Source organism: Sulfitobacter sp. 15WGC, assembly GCF_005068605.1.
GTDB classification, from domain to species: Bacteria; Pseudomonadota; Alphaproteobacteria; order Rhodobacterales; family Rhodobacteraceae; genus Sulfitobacter; species Sulfitobacter faviae.
On record NZ_SZNL01000011.1, the window covers coordinates 100,719 to 115,287 of the forward strand.

Here is a 14,569-nt window from a genome sequence, read left to right on the forward strand (position 1 = left end):
GCGGGCGGGCGCTTCTGGCAATCCCTGCCTGCCGGCCCTATGTTGAGGCCAAAGAAAGAAGGACGGGCGCAGCTTTGGGTATCACAGGCATTGCCGACGGGATTTGGCGGCAGTTTGAGAATGTCACCGACACGGTGGGCGAGACGTTTTTCGAGCCGGTGATCCGGCTTGGGGTCACGGGGCTTGCGCGTTCGGGCAAGACGGTCTTCATCACCTCGCTGGTGGCCAACCTGCTGGACCGGGGGCGGATGCCGGGGCTGCTCGCGGCCTCTGAGGGGCGGATCGAGGCGGCGTTTCTGCAGCCCCAGCCCGACGATACCGTGCCCCGGTTCGAGTATGAGACCCACCTTGCCGCGCTGACCGGGAAGACGCCTCATTGGCCCGAGAGCACGCGGGCGATTTCGGAACTGCGGCTCTCGCTCAAGGTGCGGCCCAATGGGTTGCTGGCGGGCTTTCAAGGGCCGCGCACCCTGCATCTGGATATCGTGGATTACCCCGGCGAATGGCTGCTGGATCTGGCGTTGATGGATATCTCCTACGCCGAATGGTCGGCGCAGGTCATTGAACGCATTGCGTCGCGTGAAGAGGCGGCGGGCTACCGCGCACTGGCCGAGCAGACCGATCCCCATGCCGAGTTGGAGGAGACCACCGCCCGCAGGCTTGCCGACAGCTTTGCCGACTATCTGCAAACCGCCCGTGCCAATGGCTATTCCGATTGCACGCCGGGGCGGTTCCTGCTGCCCGGTGACCTTGCAGGCTCACCGGTGCTGACCTTTGCGCCGCTGCCGGGATCGGAAGGCGCGCCGCGCAAATCGCTGATCCGCGAAATGGCGCGGCGGTTCGAGGCCTATAAGAAACAGGTGGTGCAGCCCTTCTTCCGCGATCACTTTTCGCGGATCGACCGGCAAGTGGTGCTGGTTGACGCCCTTGGCGCGATCCACCAAGGGCCGCAGGCGGTCGAAGACCTGCGCGGCGCCATGGCCGATATTCTGGGCGCGTTCCGGCCGGGAACGAATAACTTTCTGACCACCCTCCTGCGGGGCAAACGGGTCGAGAAAATCCTCTTTGCCGCGACCAAGGCCGACCATCTGCACCACAGCCAGCATCCCCGGCTGAGCGGGATCATGCAGGCGCTGATCCGTGAGGCGCGGGACCGGGCGCAATATGCGGGCGCGGGCACGCGGGCCATGGCCATCGCCAGCCTGCGCGCCACGACCGAAGACGTGATGACCCATGGGGGAGAGCCGCTCGACGTGGTGCGCGGCACGCTTTTGAACGAGGATGAGACGCGCGGGCGGCAGGCAGCCTTCTATCCCGGTGAACTGCCCGAAGATCCGGCGCACCTGCTGACCCCCGCGCGGCAGGGCGCGCAGGAATGGCTGGGGGCGGATTATCAGATCATGCGCTTTGCCCCTGCGGTGTTGGACCTGCGGCCCGGCGATGGGCCGCCGCATATCCGGCTCGACCGCGCGGCGGAATTCCTGATTGGGGACCGGCTTTGAGCGCGGTTGTGACAGGCCCCGCCACCCTGCGCCCGGCGCAGCCTCTCGACGCAGGCGCCGTGGGCGGGATCATGAGCGATTTCGCCCGCGATACAGCCTGGTTGCCGCGCATTCATACCGGTGCCGAGGATATCGCCCATGCGGATGCGATGATCGCCCGGGGCTGGGTCACGGTGGCCGAGCGGGAGGGCCGCGTGGCCGGTTTCGCGGCTTGTGAGGGCGGCGCATTGGACGCGTTATTCGTGGCGCAATCGGCCCGGGGGCAGGGCATCGGCTCGGCCCTTCTGGGCGCGTTAAAGACACGGCATAAGTCGCTGACCTGCTGGACCTTTCAGGCCAATGCGCGGGCTATCGCCTTCTACCGCCAACACGGGTTTGCCGAGACCGCGCGCAGCGATGGCAGCGCCAATGACGAAGGGCTGCCCGATTTGACATTGCACTGGCAAAGGGAGGCTGCCTAATGGCCCGCGGACCGATCCTGTTCGACCTTGAGGAAGACACCAAGCCGCAGCCCTCGGTCGCCGATGCGCCCGCCGTGCCCGAGTTGGACGTCGAGGCTCCACCGCCCAAGGGCCAAGCGATGCAGATCGCCGCCCGGCTTGCCGCGCGCAAGCCGTCGCGCTTGGTACGGCTGTTCTGGGCGCTGGCGGGGGCATTGGTCACCGCGCTGGTGTCGATCGCGGCTTGGACTTTCGTCACCGACCTGATGGCGCGCTACCCGTTGCTGGGCTGGGCGATGACGTTGCTGATCGGGGCGTTTCTGCTGGTCCTCTTGTTGCTGTCGCTGCGCGAAATGGCGGCCTTTGGACGGCTCGCGCGGCTCGACGGGCTGCGCCATGACGCGGGCGAAGCGCTGGCGCAGGGCGATCTGACCGCCGCGCGCAGCGTCACGGACCGGCTTGAGGCGCTTTACAAACACCGTGAGGATACCCGCTGGGGCCGCGACCGGCTGACGGAGCTGCGGGGCGATCAATTCGATGCCGAAGCGCTTCTGGGGCTGGCTGAGAGCGAGGTTCTGGCCCCGCTGGACCGTGCCGCCACCCGCGAGGTCGAGGCCGCAGCCCGGCAGGTCGCCGCCGTGACCGCGCTGGTGCCTCTGGCGCTGGCCGATGTTGCCGCCGCCCTCAGCAGCAACCTGCGTATGATCCGATGCATCGCCGAAATCTACGGCGGGCGCTCAGGCTTTTTCGGCTCGTGGCGGCTGACCCGCGCGGTGCTGTCGCATCTGGTGGCGACGGGCGCCGTGGCCGTGGGGGATGATCTGATCGAGCCGCTCTTGGGCGGGTCCATCGTCGCCAAGCTGAGCCGCCGTTTCGGCGAGGGGCTGGTGAACGGGGCGCTGACCGCGCGGGTCGGCGTGGCCGCGATCGAGGTTTGCCGCCCGCTGCCCTTTGCCCGCGAAAAACGCCCCGGGGTGCGGGGCATCATTAAACGCGCGCTGACCGGGGTGCTCGGCGAGGGCTGACCGATCAGGCTGCCTCGACCGCTTCGCGCACGGCGCGCAGCGGGTGCTGGACCAGACCGGGCCAAGGCGAGACCTGCAACCCGGGGGCATAGCCCCATCGCGCGGCCTCAGCCGCCTGTGCCTTCGTCATCTGCGTAGCTCCGGCGTAGGTCTGGTTTCCATCCGCGATGCCTTCGGGCAATGCCGCCTCAGGCAAGTCGACGAAACGCGCGATCCGGCGCAGGGCGCGGGGGGCGTCGGCGACGATATCCTCGTAGCGCAGAACCATCACCGCATGCAGATAGGGCAGGTCATCCAGCATCTGGGCTTGCGCCGCGATCCAATGATCGATCAACGCCTGCGCCGGGGCATCGACCCATGACGCGACCGAGCCGGCGACGGCCTCGGGGTGGCGCAGGACCACGATGAATTGCGACATGGGAAAGAGTTGCTGCATCAGCCGCATGCGGGTCAGGTTCACCGGCGACTTCTCGACCCGCCAGTGCAGGTCCGGGGCGAACCACGGCGCCCAGTCCTGCGCCAGCCGGGTCTTCGTCTCCAAACTGTTGAGCGGATGCGCCTCGGTCAGATGTTCCTCAGGGTTGGTCGCGAAATGCATGGGCCGCCCGGATTGCGCCGTATGGGGAATGGCCCCTTGCAGGTAGGCCCCCTCATTCTCGGGCGCCGCCGATCCGGTGATGCCGCCCGCGCCGGGCAGGGCATTGGCCAAGCGGTTGACCAGCGAGGTGCCAGAGCGGTGCAGCCCGCCGATGAACAGGTAGCGCGGGGGGATTTCTGAGGGCATCACGACGGCTCTGATTGGGGGGGAGAGAGGCGGGGTTCAATGGCAGGCAGCTAGGACGTCCAACCGCGCTGTCCAGCGATGTATGCATTAACATTTGTTATCGGAACGGATGGCCCGTGAGGGGGGTCACCCCTCCATAAGGAGACCCATTCATGTTCATTTGTCACATTGCCCTCGGGGGCTGCCTCACGGCGCCGTCTGTCAACTATGGCGTGACCGAAGATACCGGCGGTCACATCGCCTATATCTTGGGGGCGGCCCGCGCGCAGGCGGCGCGGGGCGATGTGGATGCGGTGCAGATCGTGACCCGTGCTTTCGATGAACCGAGCCTTGGGGCCGTGCATGCCCAGACCGAGCAGCAGGTCAGCCGCAGCCTGTCGATCCGGCGGCTTTGGACGGCGGAGCGGGGGTATCTGAGCAAGGAAAACCTCGCCGCGGAAATCCCCGCGCTGGTTGAGGCGTTTCTTGAGGACTTGGCGCAGGCCAAACGGCTGCCGGATGTGATCCACGCGCATTTCGCCGATGCGGCGCAATTGGCGCTGGCGGCGCGGTCGCGGTTCGGCATTCCGGTGATCTATACCCCCCATTCGCTGGCTTTGAGCAAGTCAGGGGCTAAGGTGGATGCCCCGCGCGTGGCGGCGGAGCGCCGCGCGCTGTTGGAGGCCGATGCGGTGGTGCTCTCTTCGCGCGATGAGGCCGAGGTGCAGGTCGCGGCCTATGGGGCGGATGCGCAGGCGCGGGTGCACCGCGTCTCTCCGGGCGTGTCGCTGCGCCGCCCGGCTGAGGCGGGGGCGGGCCGTGCGCTTTTGGCCGATCAGTTAAGCGACCCCGACCGCCCGACGCTGCTTGCCGTGGCGCGCCCCGTGGCCCGCAAGAACCTTGCGACCCTGGCGCGGGTCTATGCGCAAAGCCCCGCTTTGCAGGCGCGGGCGAACCTTGTGATCCTTGCCGGCCAGCATGGCGATGCGCTTCAGGCGAATGCAGAGGCCCGCGCGGAGCTGATCCGCCTGCGCCAGACGTTGGAGGTGCCGGAACTGCGCGGCAAAGTGGCGCTGCCGCCGAGCCATACGCAGGGCGATGTGGCGGCCCTCTATGACCGCGCGGCGCAGACCGGTGGGGTTTTTGTTAACCTCGCACTGCATGAGCCCTTTGGCCTGACCATGTTGGAGGCGGCATCGCATGGCCTGCCGGTGGTGGCCACGCGCGAAGGCGGGCCTGCCGATATCGTGGCGGACCTTGGCCATGGTCTGTGTGTGCCGCCGCGTGACATGGATGCGATTGAAGCGGCGCTGTTGAAGCTGTTGGACGATCGCGCATTCTGGGCCGAGGCATCTGAGGCCGGGCGCGCCCATGTCGGGCGCTACGACTGGTCGAAATGGGCCGAGGACGTGCAGCACATCTGCGAAGATATCCGCCACGCCGCGCCAGTGACGACGCCTGCGCCGGTCTTGCTTGCCAGCGATATCGACAACACGCTGACGGGCTGTGCACCTTCCGCAGCCCTCTTCAACGCATGGATCGCCCGCGACCGCCCGCTTTTTGCCGTCGCCACGGGCCGCAGCCTGCCGGAAGCCCGCCGCATCCTGCGCGATTGGAACCTACCCAGCCCGCGCGTCTTTATCACCTCTGTCGGCACCGAGGTCTACCTGCCCGATGCCGAGGGGCGGCTGTGTCTGGATGAGCGTTTTGCCCAAAAGCTTGACGCCGGATGGGACCGGGCCGGGGTGGAGCGGGCGCTGAAGGACTTCGGCTTTAACTGGCAAGCGCCGGTCGAGCAGCGGCGGTGGAAGCTCAGCGGTTTCGGCGACATGCGCACGGCGCGCCGGTTGGAGCGGCATCTGGCGCGGCGCGGTGCTGCGGCGCAGATCGTGGCTTCGCATGGGCGGCTGATCGATGTTCTGCCCTTGGCGGCGGGCAAGGGGCCTGCCGTCTGTGCCGCCGCGCGGCGGTTGGGCATGCCGATGGACCGGGTTGTGGTGGCCGGGGACAGTGGCAATGATTTCGACATGTTGCAGGCGGTGGAGGATGGCCCGGGTCGGGGCATCTTGGTCGGCAATGCGATGGACGGGCTGCGCGAACGCCTAAGCGGCAAACGGCTCTACCACGCCCGCGCGGCCCATGCGGCTGGGGTCTTAGAGGGGTTGGAAACCTTCGGCTTCGCCCTCAACGCGATGGAACCGCCGGTGAAGATGGTGGCGCAATGACGCGGCCCATCGGTTACTTCGTCCACCATCAGGGCCGCGGCCATGCGGAGCGCTGCGCGGCGGTCGTCAACGCGCTGCCCGAGAGCCAGCCGGTGACCGTCTTCTGCGCGAAACCGGACATTTTCCCCACCTTCACCCGGGCGGTGGAGGTCATCACCCTGCCATCACTTTTCGAGGCGACCGGGGCCGAGGACATCAACGACACCACCAGCGCGCCGGATATGGTGCATTGCGCGCCGCTTGGCTGGCCCGGCATCCGGCAGGCCATGGCACAACTGGCCGCTTGGTTCGCCAGCGCCAATCCGGTGCTGATGATCAGCGATGTCTCGGCTGAGGTGGCGCAGCTTGCGCGGATCTGTTCGGTGCCGCATGTGAAGGTGCTGCAACACGGTCAGCGCGGCGATCCGGGGCATCGGGCGGCCTATGACGGGGCGGTCGGGTTGCTTTGTCCCGCCGCCAAGGCGCTGGCGCAGCCGGACTGGCCCGCGCGGCATATGGCCAAGACGCATTTCGCCGGGGGCTTGGGCGTCGATGTGAAACGCCCCGATCCCGCGCGGCGGGACAGGTTGCGCGAGAGGCTTGGCGTCGGGCCAGAGCAGCGCATGGTGCTGGTCATGTCGGGCGGGGGCGGCACGGGGTTCGCCTCCGCCCCCTTCGGCATCGCGGCGCGGGCGATGCCCGAGACGGCTTTCATCACCATCGGGCGCATGGCGCGTGATTGGCATGCGACCGAACCCGCCAACCTGCGCCATCACGGCTGGGTCGATAACGCGGCGGATTATCTGGCGGCGGCGGATATGGTCGTGGCCTCGACCGGGAACACCACCTGCCACCAGATCCTCGCGGCAGAGACCCCGTGGCTCGCCGTGCCGGAGTGGCGCTATTTCGACGAACAGGTCGAAAAGGCCGAGGCGCTGGCGCGGGCGGGGGCGCCGCGCATCACCTGCCGCATTTTCCGTCTTCCGCCGCGGCATGGCGCTGCGCGATTCAAGACACCTTCGATGCCCATGACCCGGCCCTGCAACGGGCCTTGGTCAATGAGGATGCCGCCGTAGAGACGGCCAATTGGCTGATCGGCCTGACCGACCAGCTGCTATTAGAAACACCCAAAGATACCGGAGACTTACATGACGTCGTTCACCCCATCCGTGCCTGAGAATACCACAGTTAGCGCGCTGACGCTCGCGCGGGGGCGGGCGGCGCATCTGCGCAATGTGATCCTTGGCCTGACCCGTCAGACCCGGCAGCCGGATGAACTGGTGATCGGGGTCATGCAGGATAGGCTTTACGACGACCTGCCGCAGACCGATTTCCCGATCCGGCAGGTTCAGGTGACGGGCAGCGAATTGCCCCTCTCACGCGCGCGCAATACCGTCGCGGCAGAGGCCACGGGCGACTGTCTGGTCTTTCTCGACGTGGATTGCATCCCGGCGCCGGAGCTGATCGCCGACTATATGGGCTATGCGGTGCCGGGCAACGGGTTGATCATGGGCGAGGTCAACTACCTGCCTGCAGGCACGGCCACCGAAGGTTGGAGCTATCCCAAACTGGAAGCCGTCGCCGTGCGCCATTCCGACCGTCAGGGGCCGCCCGCCGAGGGGCTGAAACGCTGCAACGACTACCGTTGTTTCTGGTCGCTCAACTTTGCCATCCACCGCGAAGATTGGGACCGCTCCGGCGGGTTTGACGAGCGTTTCACCGGCTACGGAGGTGAGGATACCGACTTTGGCCGAGAGTTGGACGAACGCGGCGTGCCGATCCACTGGGCGAAGGGGGCGAAGGTGTTTCACCAGCATCACCCGCATTGCATGCCGCCGATCCATCACATCCCGTCGATCCTGCGCAATACCGAGATTTTCGCCGACAAATGGGGTCACCGCACCATGAACCACTGGCTCACCGCCTTTCGCCTGATGGGGCTGGTGGGGAGCGACGGTGACGCGCTGGTGCAGCTGCGCGAGCCGGATGCGGATGACTTCGCGCTTTGCGAGCAGCAGTCGGATCAGCCTTACGCCAATACCGCGCGGGTGCTGCGCTATCTGCGCGGCGAAGAGCGGATCGCGGCGGAATGACCCGGCGCATCGCCATCGTCGGCCATATTCGCCATCCCATCGCCGCCCCCTTCAAGGGCGGGATGGAGGCGTTTACCCACGGTCTTGCCCGAATCTTGGCCGAACGCGGGCATGAGGTGACCCTATTGGCCAGCGAGGACAGCGCGGCGAGCCTGCCGCCGGGGGTGAAGCTGCTGCCGATCTGTGACGCGCATTACGACGCGCGTTTTCCATGGCATGACTTTCACGGCACCGACGCGCTGAACGACCACCTCGACGCCTGCTATGCCCGCGCTGCGCGGCTCTTGCTGGAGGGTGGCTTTGACGTGGTGCACAACAACGCGCTGCACCGCTTCCTGCCGCGCCTGTCGCGGGCGGAGCGGCTGCCGATGGTGACCTCGCTGCATATTCCGCCCTTCAAAGTGCTGCGCGCTGCGCTGATGGATGGGGCGGCGCCATGGCATCTGTCCTCTGTCGTCTCGGCCCGGCAACGCGGCATCTGGTGGCCCGAGGGCGCGCCCGACACGTCGCATGTGGTGCACAACGGGATCGACCTTGACGAATGGCCCCAAGGCGGGCCGGGGGATGGCAGCGCCGTTTGGGCGGGGCGGATCACCCCGACCAAGGGCACCCATCTGGCGGCAGAGGCGGCGCAGATCGCAGGGGTGCCCCTGCGCATCTACGGGGTGGTCGAGCATCAGGATTACTTTAACGATATGGTAAGACCGCATCTTTATGGCGATGTGGCCTATGTCGGGCACCTGGAAACGGCGGCGCTTGGGGCGGCCTATGGGCGGGCCTCGGTGGCGCTCTTCACCCCGCAGTGGGAGGAACCCTTTGGCCTTGCCGCGGTGGAGGCGATGGCGACGGGCCTGCCTGTTGCCGCGACCCCGCATGGCGCGGTTGAGGAGGTGCTTGGCGAGGCGGGTGTCATCGCGGCGGGGGATGGCGCGGCTGCCTTGGCGCAGGCCTTGCTACAGGCGCGCGATATTCCCGCCGAAGTGCCCCGCGCCCGTGTGGCACGGCTCTTTGATGCGCAGGCGATGGTGACGAAGTTCGAACGGCTCTATCACGCGGCCCGGGCGCAGAGGGATGTCGCGCTGCCGCGTAAAACCTATCCGGCGGTTGCTTTGCAGGTGGAAGGTGCGCCGCAGCCTCTGGCAGAGGCGGGCTAAAGCGCCGCTTCGGCTCGGGGCATATAGAGGTAGGCAGGCTCGAACTGGCCCACTTTATGCAGCCCCGCGCGGTCGTGGATCAGCAGTTTGCCGCCCGTCACGGCGCAGCAGCCATGCTCGCGCAGCTCACGCAGGGTGCGGCTGACATGGACGGAGGTGAGGCCGGTGGCATCGGCGATATCGGTCTGGCGCAGGCTGAAGGGCAGGCTCTGACGCTCCATCCCATAGGCGGCGGTCATGCGGGCATCGAATTCGCTCAGGAAATTCGCCACCCGCGCCAGCGCGCGCATGGCGCTGTTGCGCATCACCCAATGGCGGTGGATGGAGGCATCGACCAAGGTCATCAGCCAGAGTTTCCGGGCCATCTCGACATCGCCATTGAGCAACTCGCGCAGCGGCTCATGCGAGATGATGGCGACATGGGTATCGGTCAGCGAGATCACATCATGGTCGAGTTGTTTCAGCGGGAAGGCGTGCAGATCGACAAACTCACCGGGGAATTGGAGAGCGACGAAGGTGCTGCGGGCACGCTGTCCGCGCGGCACGCTGCGGGCGATCAACCCATCGAGCAGCAACAGGCTGTGATCCAGAAAATCCCCCCTGCGACTGATCACGGTTCCGGGCGTGAAACGCTCGTGTTGGGTCATCAGCGGGGCAAGCTTGGCCCATTGCGCGCCGCTTAGGTGGTCGACCATGCCCGACGGTTTTACGGCCATATCGTGATAAAAGGTGTCTTTGATGGTCACACGCAGGTCTTTCTGCCCATTAGAATTGTCGCGGTTTCCCCAAAACGGAGTCCGCGGTAATAAAGCTTTGTCGAATACCTTATGATGCTGTTTTCGCCGAAAAATTCAAGCGAAGGCCGGGGATCATAAAAAATGTTAAGTCCGTCGGGCGGCGACTGTGGCAGTGTTTTCAGCCCCGATTGTCGCGCGTCTTCCGGGGCTTGTCGGGGCAGGGGGGGCTGTTTATAAGCGGGCCCATGACACGCCTCACCGCGATCATTATTCGAATTATATTCCCGGCGCTCTAAGCAATTGAGACGCCGGGCCGAGGTGCTTGAGCCATTCGCACCGACCGAGATTGAATAACCCCCCAAATGCCTAAAGGACGCCCCCCATGTGCGCCGAGACCCCCGACTACAAAGCCACGCTGAACCTGCCCAAAACCGATTTCCCCATGCGCGCCGGACTGCCCAAGCGCGAACCCGGCTGGCTGGAACGCTGGGAGAAGATCGGCGTCTATGACCGCCTGCGCGAGAAGGAGGGGCGGGAGCCTTTCACTCTGCATGACGGCCCGCCTTACGCCAACGGCAACCTGCACATCGGCCATGCGCTGAACAAGACGATCAAGGACATGATCGTGCGCTCCCACCAGATGATGGGCTATGACGCGCGCTACATCCCCGGTTGGGATTGCCACGGCCTGCCGATCGAGTGGAAGATCGAAGAGCAGTACCGCAAGAAGGGCCGCGACAAGGATCAGGTCCCGGTCAACGAGTTCCGCGCTGAATGCCGCGACTTCGCCGCCAAATGGGTCGACGTGCAGCGCGAGGAGTTCAAGCGCCTTGGCATCACCGGCAACTGGGAAAATCCCTATCTCACAATGGATTTCCACGCCGAGCGGGTGATCGCCGAGGAATTCATGAAGTTCCTGATGAACGGCACGCTCTACCAAGGCTCCAAGCCCGTGATGTGGTCGCCTGTCGAGAAGACCGCGCTGGCCGAGGCCGAGGTCGAGTATCACGACAAGGAAAGCCATACCGTCTGGGTGAAGTTTGAGGTGACAAACCAAGAGCTGAGCGATGCGTCGAAAGACAACATTGCAGAAAAGCAGTCGAATACCGATGATCTGCTTAACTCATACGTTGTAATCTGGACAACGACACCTTGGACAATGCCAAGCAACAAGGCCGTGGTCTACGGCGAGGGCATCTCTTATGGTCTTTACGAGGTCACCGGTACGCCGGACGAATGCTGGGCAAACGTGGGCGACCGGTATCTTCTCGCTGATGATTTGGCGGCTGATGTGTTTTCCAAAGCGCGGCTTGGCGACGAGCATTGGGTTCGTCTTCGGGAGGTCCCGACCGATCAGCTAAAAGGGCTGAAATTGCGTCACCCGCTGGCCGGTGCCGAAGGCGCAAACGGCGAATGGGACGATCTGCGCGATTTCCGTGCCGCCGATTTCGTCACCTCGGACGAGGGCACCGGCTTCGTGCATTGCGCGCCGTCCCACGGTCTGGAGGAATACGAGCTCTACCGCGATCTCGGCATGCTGCCGCAGGTTATCACCTACAACGTCATGGAAGACGGCCGTTTCCGCGACGATCTGCCGTTCTTCGGCGGCAAGGCGATCCTTAAGCCCAACGGCAAGGAGGGCAACGCCAATGCCGCCATCATCGACAAGCTCGTGGAGGTCGGCGGGTTGCTGGCGCGCGGTAAGATCAAGCACAGCTATCCGCATAGCTGGCGCTCCAAGGCGCCGGTGATCTACCGCAACACGCCGCAGTGGTTCGCCGCCATCGACAAGGAGGTGGGCGACGGTCTGGATCAAAACGGCACAACCATCCGCGAGCGTGCGCTCACTTGCATCGACAAGGTCAACTGGGTGCCGAAATCCGGGCGCAACCGCCTGCATTCGATGATGGAGGCGCGGCCCGACTGGGTGCTGAGCCGCCAGCGCGCCTGGGGCGTGCCGCTGACCTGCTTCGTGCGCAAGGGCGTGGCGCCCACGGACGAGAACTTCCTGCTGCGCAACGAGGAAGTGAACCAGCGCATCGTGGAGGCTTTCGAGGCCGAAGGCGCGGACGCCTGGTATGCCGATGGCGCCAAGGAGCGGTTCCTTTCGGGCATCGTCGACCCGACGGAATTCGATCAGGTGACCGACATCCTCGACGTCTGGTTCGACAGCGGTTCGACCCATGCCTTCACCCTGCGCGACCGCGAGGACGGTACCGAGGACGGCATCGCCGATGTCTACATGGAAGGCACCGACCAGCACCGTGGCTGGTTCCATTCCTCGCTCTTGCAATCCGTCGGCACCACGGGCCGCGCGCCCTATCGCAACGTGGTGACCCATGGCTTCACGCTGGATGCCAAGGGCATGAAGATGTCCAAGTCCATCGGAAACACCATCGTGCCCGAGAAGATCGTGCAGCAATATGGCGCGGATATCCTGCGGCTCTGGGTGGCGCAGACCGATTACACCGCCGACCAGCGCATCGGGGATGAGATCCTCAAAGGCGTGGCCGACAGCTATCGCCGCTTGCGCAACACCATGCGCTACATGCTGGGCGCGCTGAGTGACTTCTCCGAGGCGGACCGCGTGGACCCGGCAGAGATGCCGGAACTGGAGCAGTGGGTGCTGCACCGGGTGGCGGAACTCGACAAGGTCGTGCGCGACGGTTTCGCGCGTTTCGACTTCCAAGGCGTGTTCCAAGCGGTCTTCACCTTTGCCACGGTCGATCTCTCGGCCTTTTACTTCGATATCCGCAAGGACGCGCTTTACTGCGATGGCGACACCCTGCGCCGCCGTGCCGCGCGCACGGTGCTGGATATCCTCTTCCACCGTCTGACCACATGGCTGGCCCCGGTGCTGGTCTTCACCATGGAAGAAGTCTGGCTGGAACGCTTCCCGGGCGACGACTCCTCGGTGCATCTGGTCGACATGCCCGAGACGCCCGAAGCATGGTTGAACCCGGAACTGGCGGCGAAATGGGCCAAGGTCCGCGCCGCGCGCCGGGTGGTGACCGCAGCGCTCGAAGTGCAGCGGACCGAGAAGGTGATCGGCGCGTCGCTCGAGGCGGCCCCCGTGGTACATGTCGAGGACGCGGCGCAGCGCGAGGCGCTGGAGAGCGTGTCCTTCGAGGATGTCAGCATCACCTCAGACATCACCGTGACCGGCGATCCGGCACCTGCCGAGGCGTTCCGCATGCCCGAGACCGACGGCGTGGCCGTGGTTTTTGAAAAGGCCGAGGGCGCGAAATGCGAGCGCTGCTGGAAGGTGCTGCCGGATGTCGGCACACATGAATATCCCGGCGTCTGCGGGCGCTGTGATGAGGCAGTGCGTGAGGCGTTGGCGGAAGCCTGAGGCTTTCTAAGAGACTGATAAAACGGGCGTCGGGAAAACCGGCGCCCGTTTTCGTTTGTCAGGTCGCCAATGCCCCGCCCGTGGGAACCACGGGCATCGCCCTCCCTCCCCCCGGGGGGCGATTTTGCAGCGTTTGCGCGCATTGCTTGGTCAGCTTGTCACGCACCTATCTGCCCGCCAGATAGGGCGTATCGCCCCCCAGGGAGGGCGATGCCCTCAGCGCTCTTTCGCAGGCGTGAATTCTGGCGCAGAGTAGAGTGATGAAACAAGCTTCCCTCTCCACGCCCTTCGGCGATCTGATCGTCACTGAAGAGGATGGCGCGATCACGGCGCTCGGCTGGGGGCAGGCGGCACGCCAGCAGCGCTCGGAGCTGCTTGACACCGCACTGCGCCAACTGAACGAATACGCCACAGGCCAGCGCCAGCAATTTGACCTGCCGCTGCGCGTCACCGGCAGCGATTTCCAGCGCGCGGTTTGCGCCGCCATTGCGGCCATTCCCTTCGGCCACACCCGCACCTACGGCGAGATCGCCCGTGACCTCGGCGTGCCAGCGCAGGCCGTGGGCGGGGCCTGTGGCGGCAATCCGATTCCGATCCTCATCCCCTGCCACCGCGTCATGGGTGCCAAGGGGCTCACCGGTTTCAGCGGCGCGGGCGGGGTGGAGACCAAGGTCGCCCTGCTGCGACATGAAGGCGCGGCGGGGCTGTTGATTTGAGGAGCAATGGCGGGTTTAGTCGTCGCCCGACGGGATCAACTGCTGCGCGGCACCGGCGCAGATCAGGTAGACCGAGGTGATCACCAGACCCCAATGCGCCCAGCTTTCGGGGTGGAAGTTCACCCAAGCGGACCAGCCCGCAAAGAAGGTCCAAGCCAGCGCCATGGGCAGCGTCACGGGGCGCCACCGCTCGGTCCGGACGGGGTGGACGAATTTGATCGGCAGAAACATCGCTGCGGCAAGGATCGTGACCACGATCAGGCTGATCCACCATTCGGGCTGCAAGGCAAAGAGCACCAGCACCAGCATGTTCCAGCAGCCGGGGAAGCCCTTAAAGGAATTATCCTTTGTTTTCATGCGCGTGTCAGAGAAATACATGACGCTGGCGAAGGTGATGATGATGATCATCGCCCAACCGCTCCAGCCATCCATCAGCCCCGAGGTAAAGAGCGCGAAGGCCGGGATGAAGACGTAAGTCAGATAATCGATGATCAGATCCATCAAGACGCCATCGAACTCAGGCGCGTTGGTCTTCACATCATATTTGCGCGCCAGCGGCCCGTCGATGCCATCGACGAAAAAG

Annotated in this window: 12 protein-coding genes; 9 read left to right on the plus strand and 3 right to left on the minus strand. The window is 65.3% G+C overall.

Annotated elements, in window-relative coordinates:
• Nucleotides 1–74: 74 nt before the first annotated feature.
• From FCK22_RS11440 to FCK22_RS11450, 3 genes are read left to right on the plus strand one after another with little or no spacing between them, the layout of a single operon-like run.
• Nucleotides 75–1,502, plus strand: coding sequence for a YcjX family protein (locus tag FCK22_RS11440; protein WP_067261215.1), 1,428 nt, complete (start codon nucleotides 75–77; stop codon nucleotides 1,500–1,502).
• Nucleotides 1,499–1,963: a GNAT family N-acetyltransferase gene (locus FCK22_RS11445; RefSeq protein WP_231886446.1), complete on the plus strand. Its 465-nt coding sequence runs from the start codon at nucleotides 1,499–1,501 to the stop codon at nucleotides 1,961–1,963. Before FCK22_RS11440 ends, FCK22_RS11445 begins: the two co-directional genes overlap by 4 nt.
• Complete coding sequence (locus tag FCK22_RS11450) at nucleotides 1,963–2,967, plus strand: TIGR01620 family protein (protein WP_067268031.1); 1,005 nt, start codon at nucleotides 1,963–1,965, stop codon at nucleotides 2,965–2,967. Before FCK22_RS11445 ends, FCK22_RS11450 begins: the two co-directional genes overlap by 1 nt.
• A 4-nt stretch (nucleotides 2,968–2,971) precedes the next feature.
• Here FCK22_RS11450 and FCK22_RS11455 read toward each other — a convergent pair whose 3' ends face one another.
• Nucleotides 2,972–3,751, minus strand: coding sequence for a sulfotransferase (locus FCK22_RS11455; RefSeq protein ID WP_067268029.1), 780 nt, complete (start codon nucleotides 3,749–3,751; stop codon nucleotides 2,972–2,974).
• Nucleotides 3,752–3,903: 152 nt separating this feature from the next.
• Between FCK22_RS11455 and FCK22_RS11460 the strand changes: the two genes are divergently transcribed.
• From FCK22_RS11460 to FCK22_RS11475, 4 genes are all read left to right on the plus strand, one after another.
• Nucleotides 3,904–5,955 (plus strand): HAD-IIB family hydrolase, encoded by a 2,052-nt coding sequence (locus tag FCK22_RS11460; RefSeq protein ID WP_067268028.1) that lies wholly within the window; start codon nucleotides 3,904–3,906, stop codon nucleotides 5,953–5,955.
• Nucleotides 5,952–7,010 carry a glycosyltransferase gene (locus FCK22_RS11465; RefSeq protein WP_248646504.1) on the plus strand — a complete coding sequence of 353 codons (1,059 nt, stop codon included), beginning with the start codon at nucleotides 5,952–5,954 and terminating at the stop codon, nucleotides 7,008–7,010. The genes FCK22_RS11460 and FCK22_RS11465 overlap by 4 nt, the downstream gene beginning before the upstream one ends.
• A gap of 72 nt (nucleotides 7,011–7,082) precedes the next feature.
• Nucleotides 7,083–8,027 carry a galactosyltransferase-related protein gene (locus FCK22_RS11470; protein WP_067268024.1) on the plus strand — a complete coding sequence of 315 codons (945 nt, stop codon included), beginning with the start codon at nucleotides 7,083–7,085 and terminating at the stop codon, nucleotides 8,025–8,027.
• On the plus strand, nucleotides 8,024–9,181 hold the full coding sequence (locus FCK22_RS11475; protein ID WP_067268022.1) for a glycosyltransferase: 1,158 nt from the start codon (nucleotides 8,024–8,026) through the stop codon (nucleotides 9,179–9,181). The genes FCK22_RS11470 and FCK22_RS11475 overlap by 4 nt, the downstream gene beginning before the upstream one ends.
• Here FCK22_RS11475 and FCK22_RS11480 read toward each other — a convergent pair.
• Entirely contained in the window at nucleotides 9,178–9,927 is a 750-nt protein-coding gene (locus tag FCK22_RS11480) for a Crp/Fnr family transcriptional regulator (protein WP_082852161.1), read from the minus strand. The genes FCK22_RS11475 and FCK22_RS11480 overlap by 4 nt on opposite strands.
• A 373-nt stretch (nucleotides 9,928–10,300) precedes the next feature.
• Here FCK22_RS11480 and ileS point away from each other — a divergent pair, with 373 nt between their 5' ends.
• Nucleotides 10,301–13,270, plus strand: coding sequence for an isoleucine--tRNA ligase (gene ileS, locus FCK22_RS11485; RefSeq protein ID WP_067268020.1), 2,970 nt, complete (start codon nucleotides 10,301–10,303; stop codon nucleotides 13,268–13,270).
• Between the two features lie 260 nt (nucleotides 13,271–13,530).
• A complete protein-coding gene (locus FCK22_RS11490; protein ID WP_067268018.1) occupies nucleotides 13,531–13,986 on the plus strand; it encodes a methylated-DNA--[protein]-cysteine S-methyltransferase in 456 nt (151 codons plus the stop codon).
• Between the two features lie 15 nt (nucleotides 13,987–14,001).
• Here the strand turns inward: FCK22_RS11490 and FCK22_RS11495 are convergent.
• On the minus strand, nucleotides 14,002–14,569 hold a 568-nt coding region (locus tag FCK22_RS11495; protein ID WP_136720433.1), incomplete at its 5' end, for a phosphatidylcholine synthase.

Excerpts from the sequence above, each read along its gene's own strand:
- FCK22_RS11450 (WP_067268031.1), top strand. The coding sequence starts at position 1,963 with ATGGCCCGCGGACCGATCCTGTTCGACCTTGAGGAAGACACCAAGCCG.
- FCK22_RS11455 (WP_067268029.1), bottom strand. The coding sequence starts at position 3,751 with ATGCCCTCAGAAATCCCCCCGCGCTACCTGTTCATCGGCGGGCTGCAC.
- FCK22_RS11460 (WP_067268028.1), top strand. The coding sequence starts at position 3,904 with ATGTTCATTTGTCACATTGCCCTCGGGGGCTGCCTCACGGCGCCGTCT.
- FCK22_RS11465 (WP_248646504.1), top strand. The coding sequence starts at position 5,952 with ATGACGCGGCCCATCGGTTACTTCGTCCACCATCAGGGCCGCGGCCAT.
- FCK22_RS11470 (WP_067268024.1), top strand. The coding sequence starts at position 7,083 with ATGACGTCGTTCACCCCATCCGTGCCTGAGAATACCACAGTTAGCGCG.
- FCK22_RS11475 (WP_067268022.1), top strand. The coding sequence starts at position 8,024 with ATGACCCGGCGCATCGCCATCGTCGGCCATATTCGCCATCCCATCGCC.
- ileS (WP_067268020.1), top strand. The coding sequence starts at position 10,301 with ATGTGCGCCGAGACCCCCGACTACAAAGCCACGCTGAACCTGCCCAAA.
- FCK22_RS11490 (WP_067268018.1), top strand. The coding sequence starts at position 13,531 with ATGAAACAAGCTTCCCTCTCCACGCCCTTCGGCGATCTGATCGTCACT.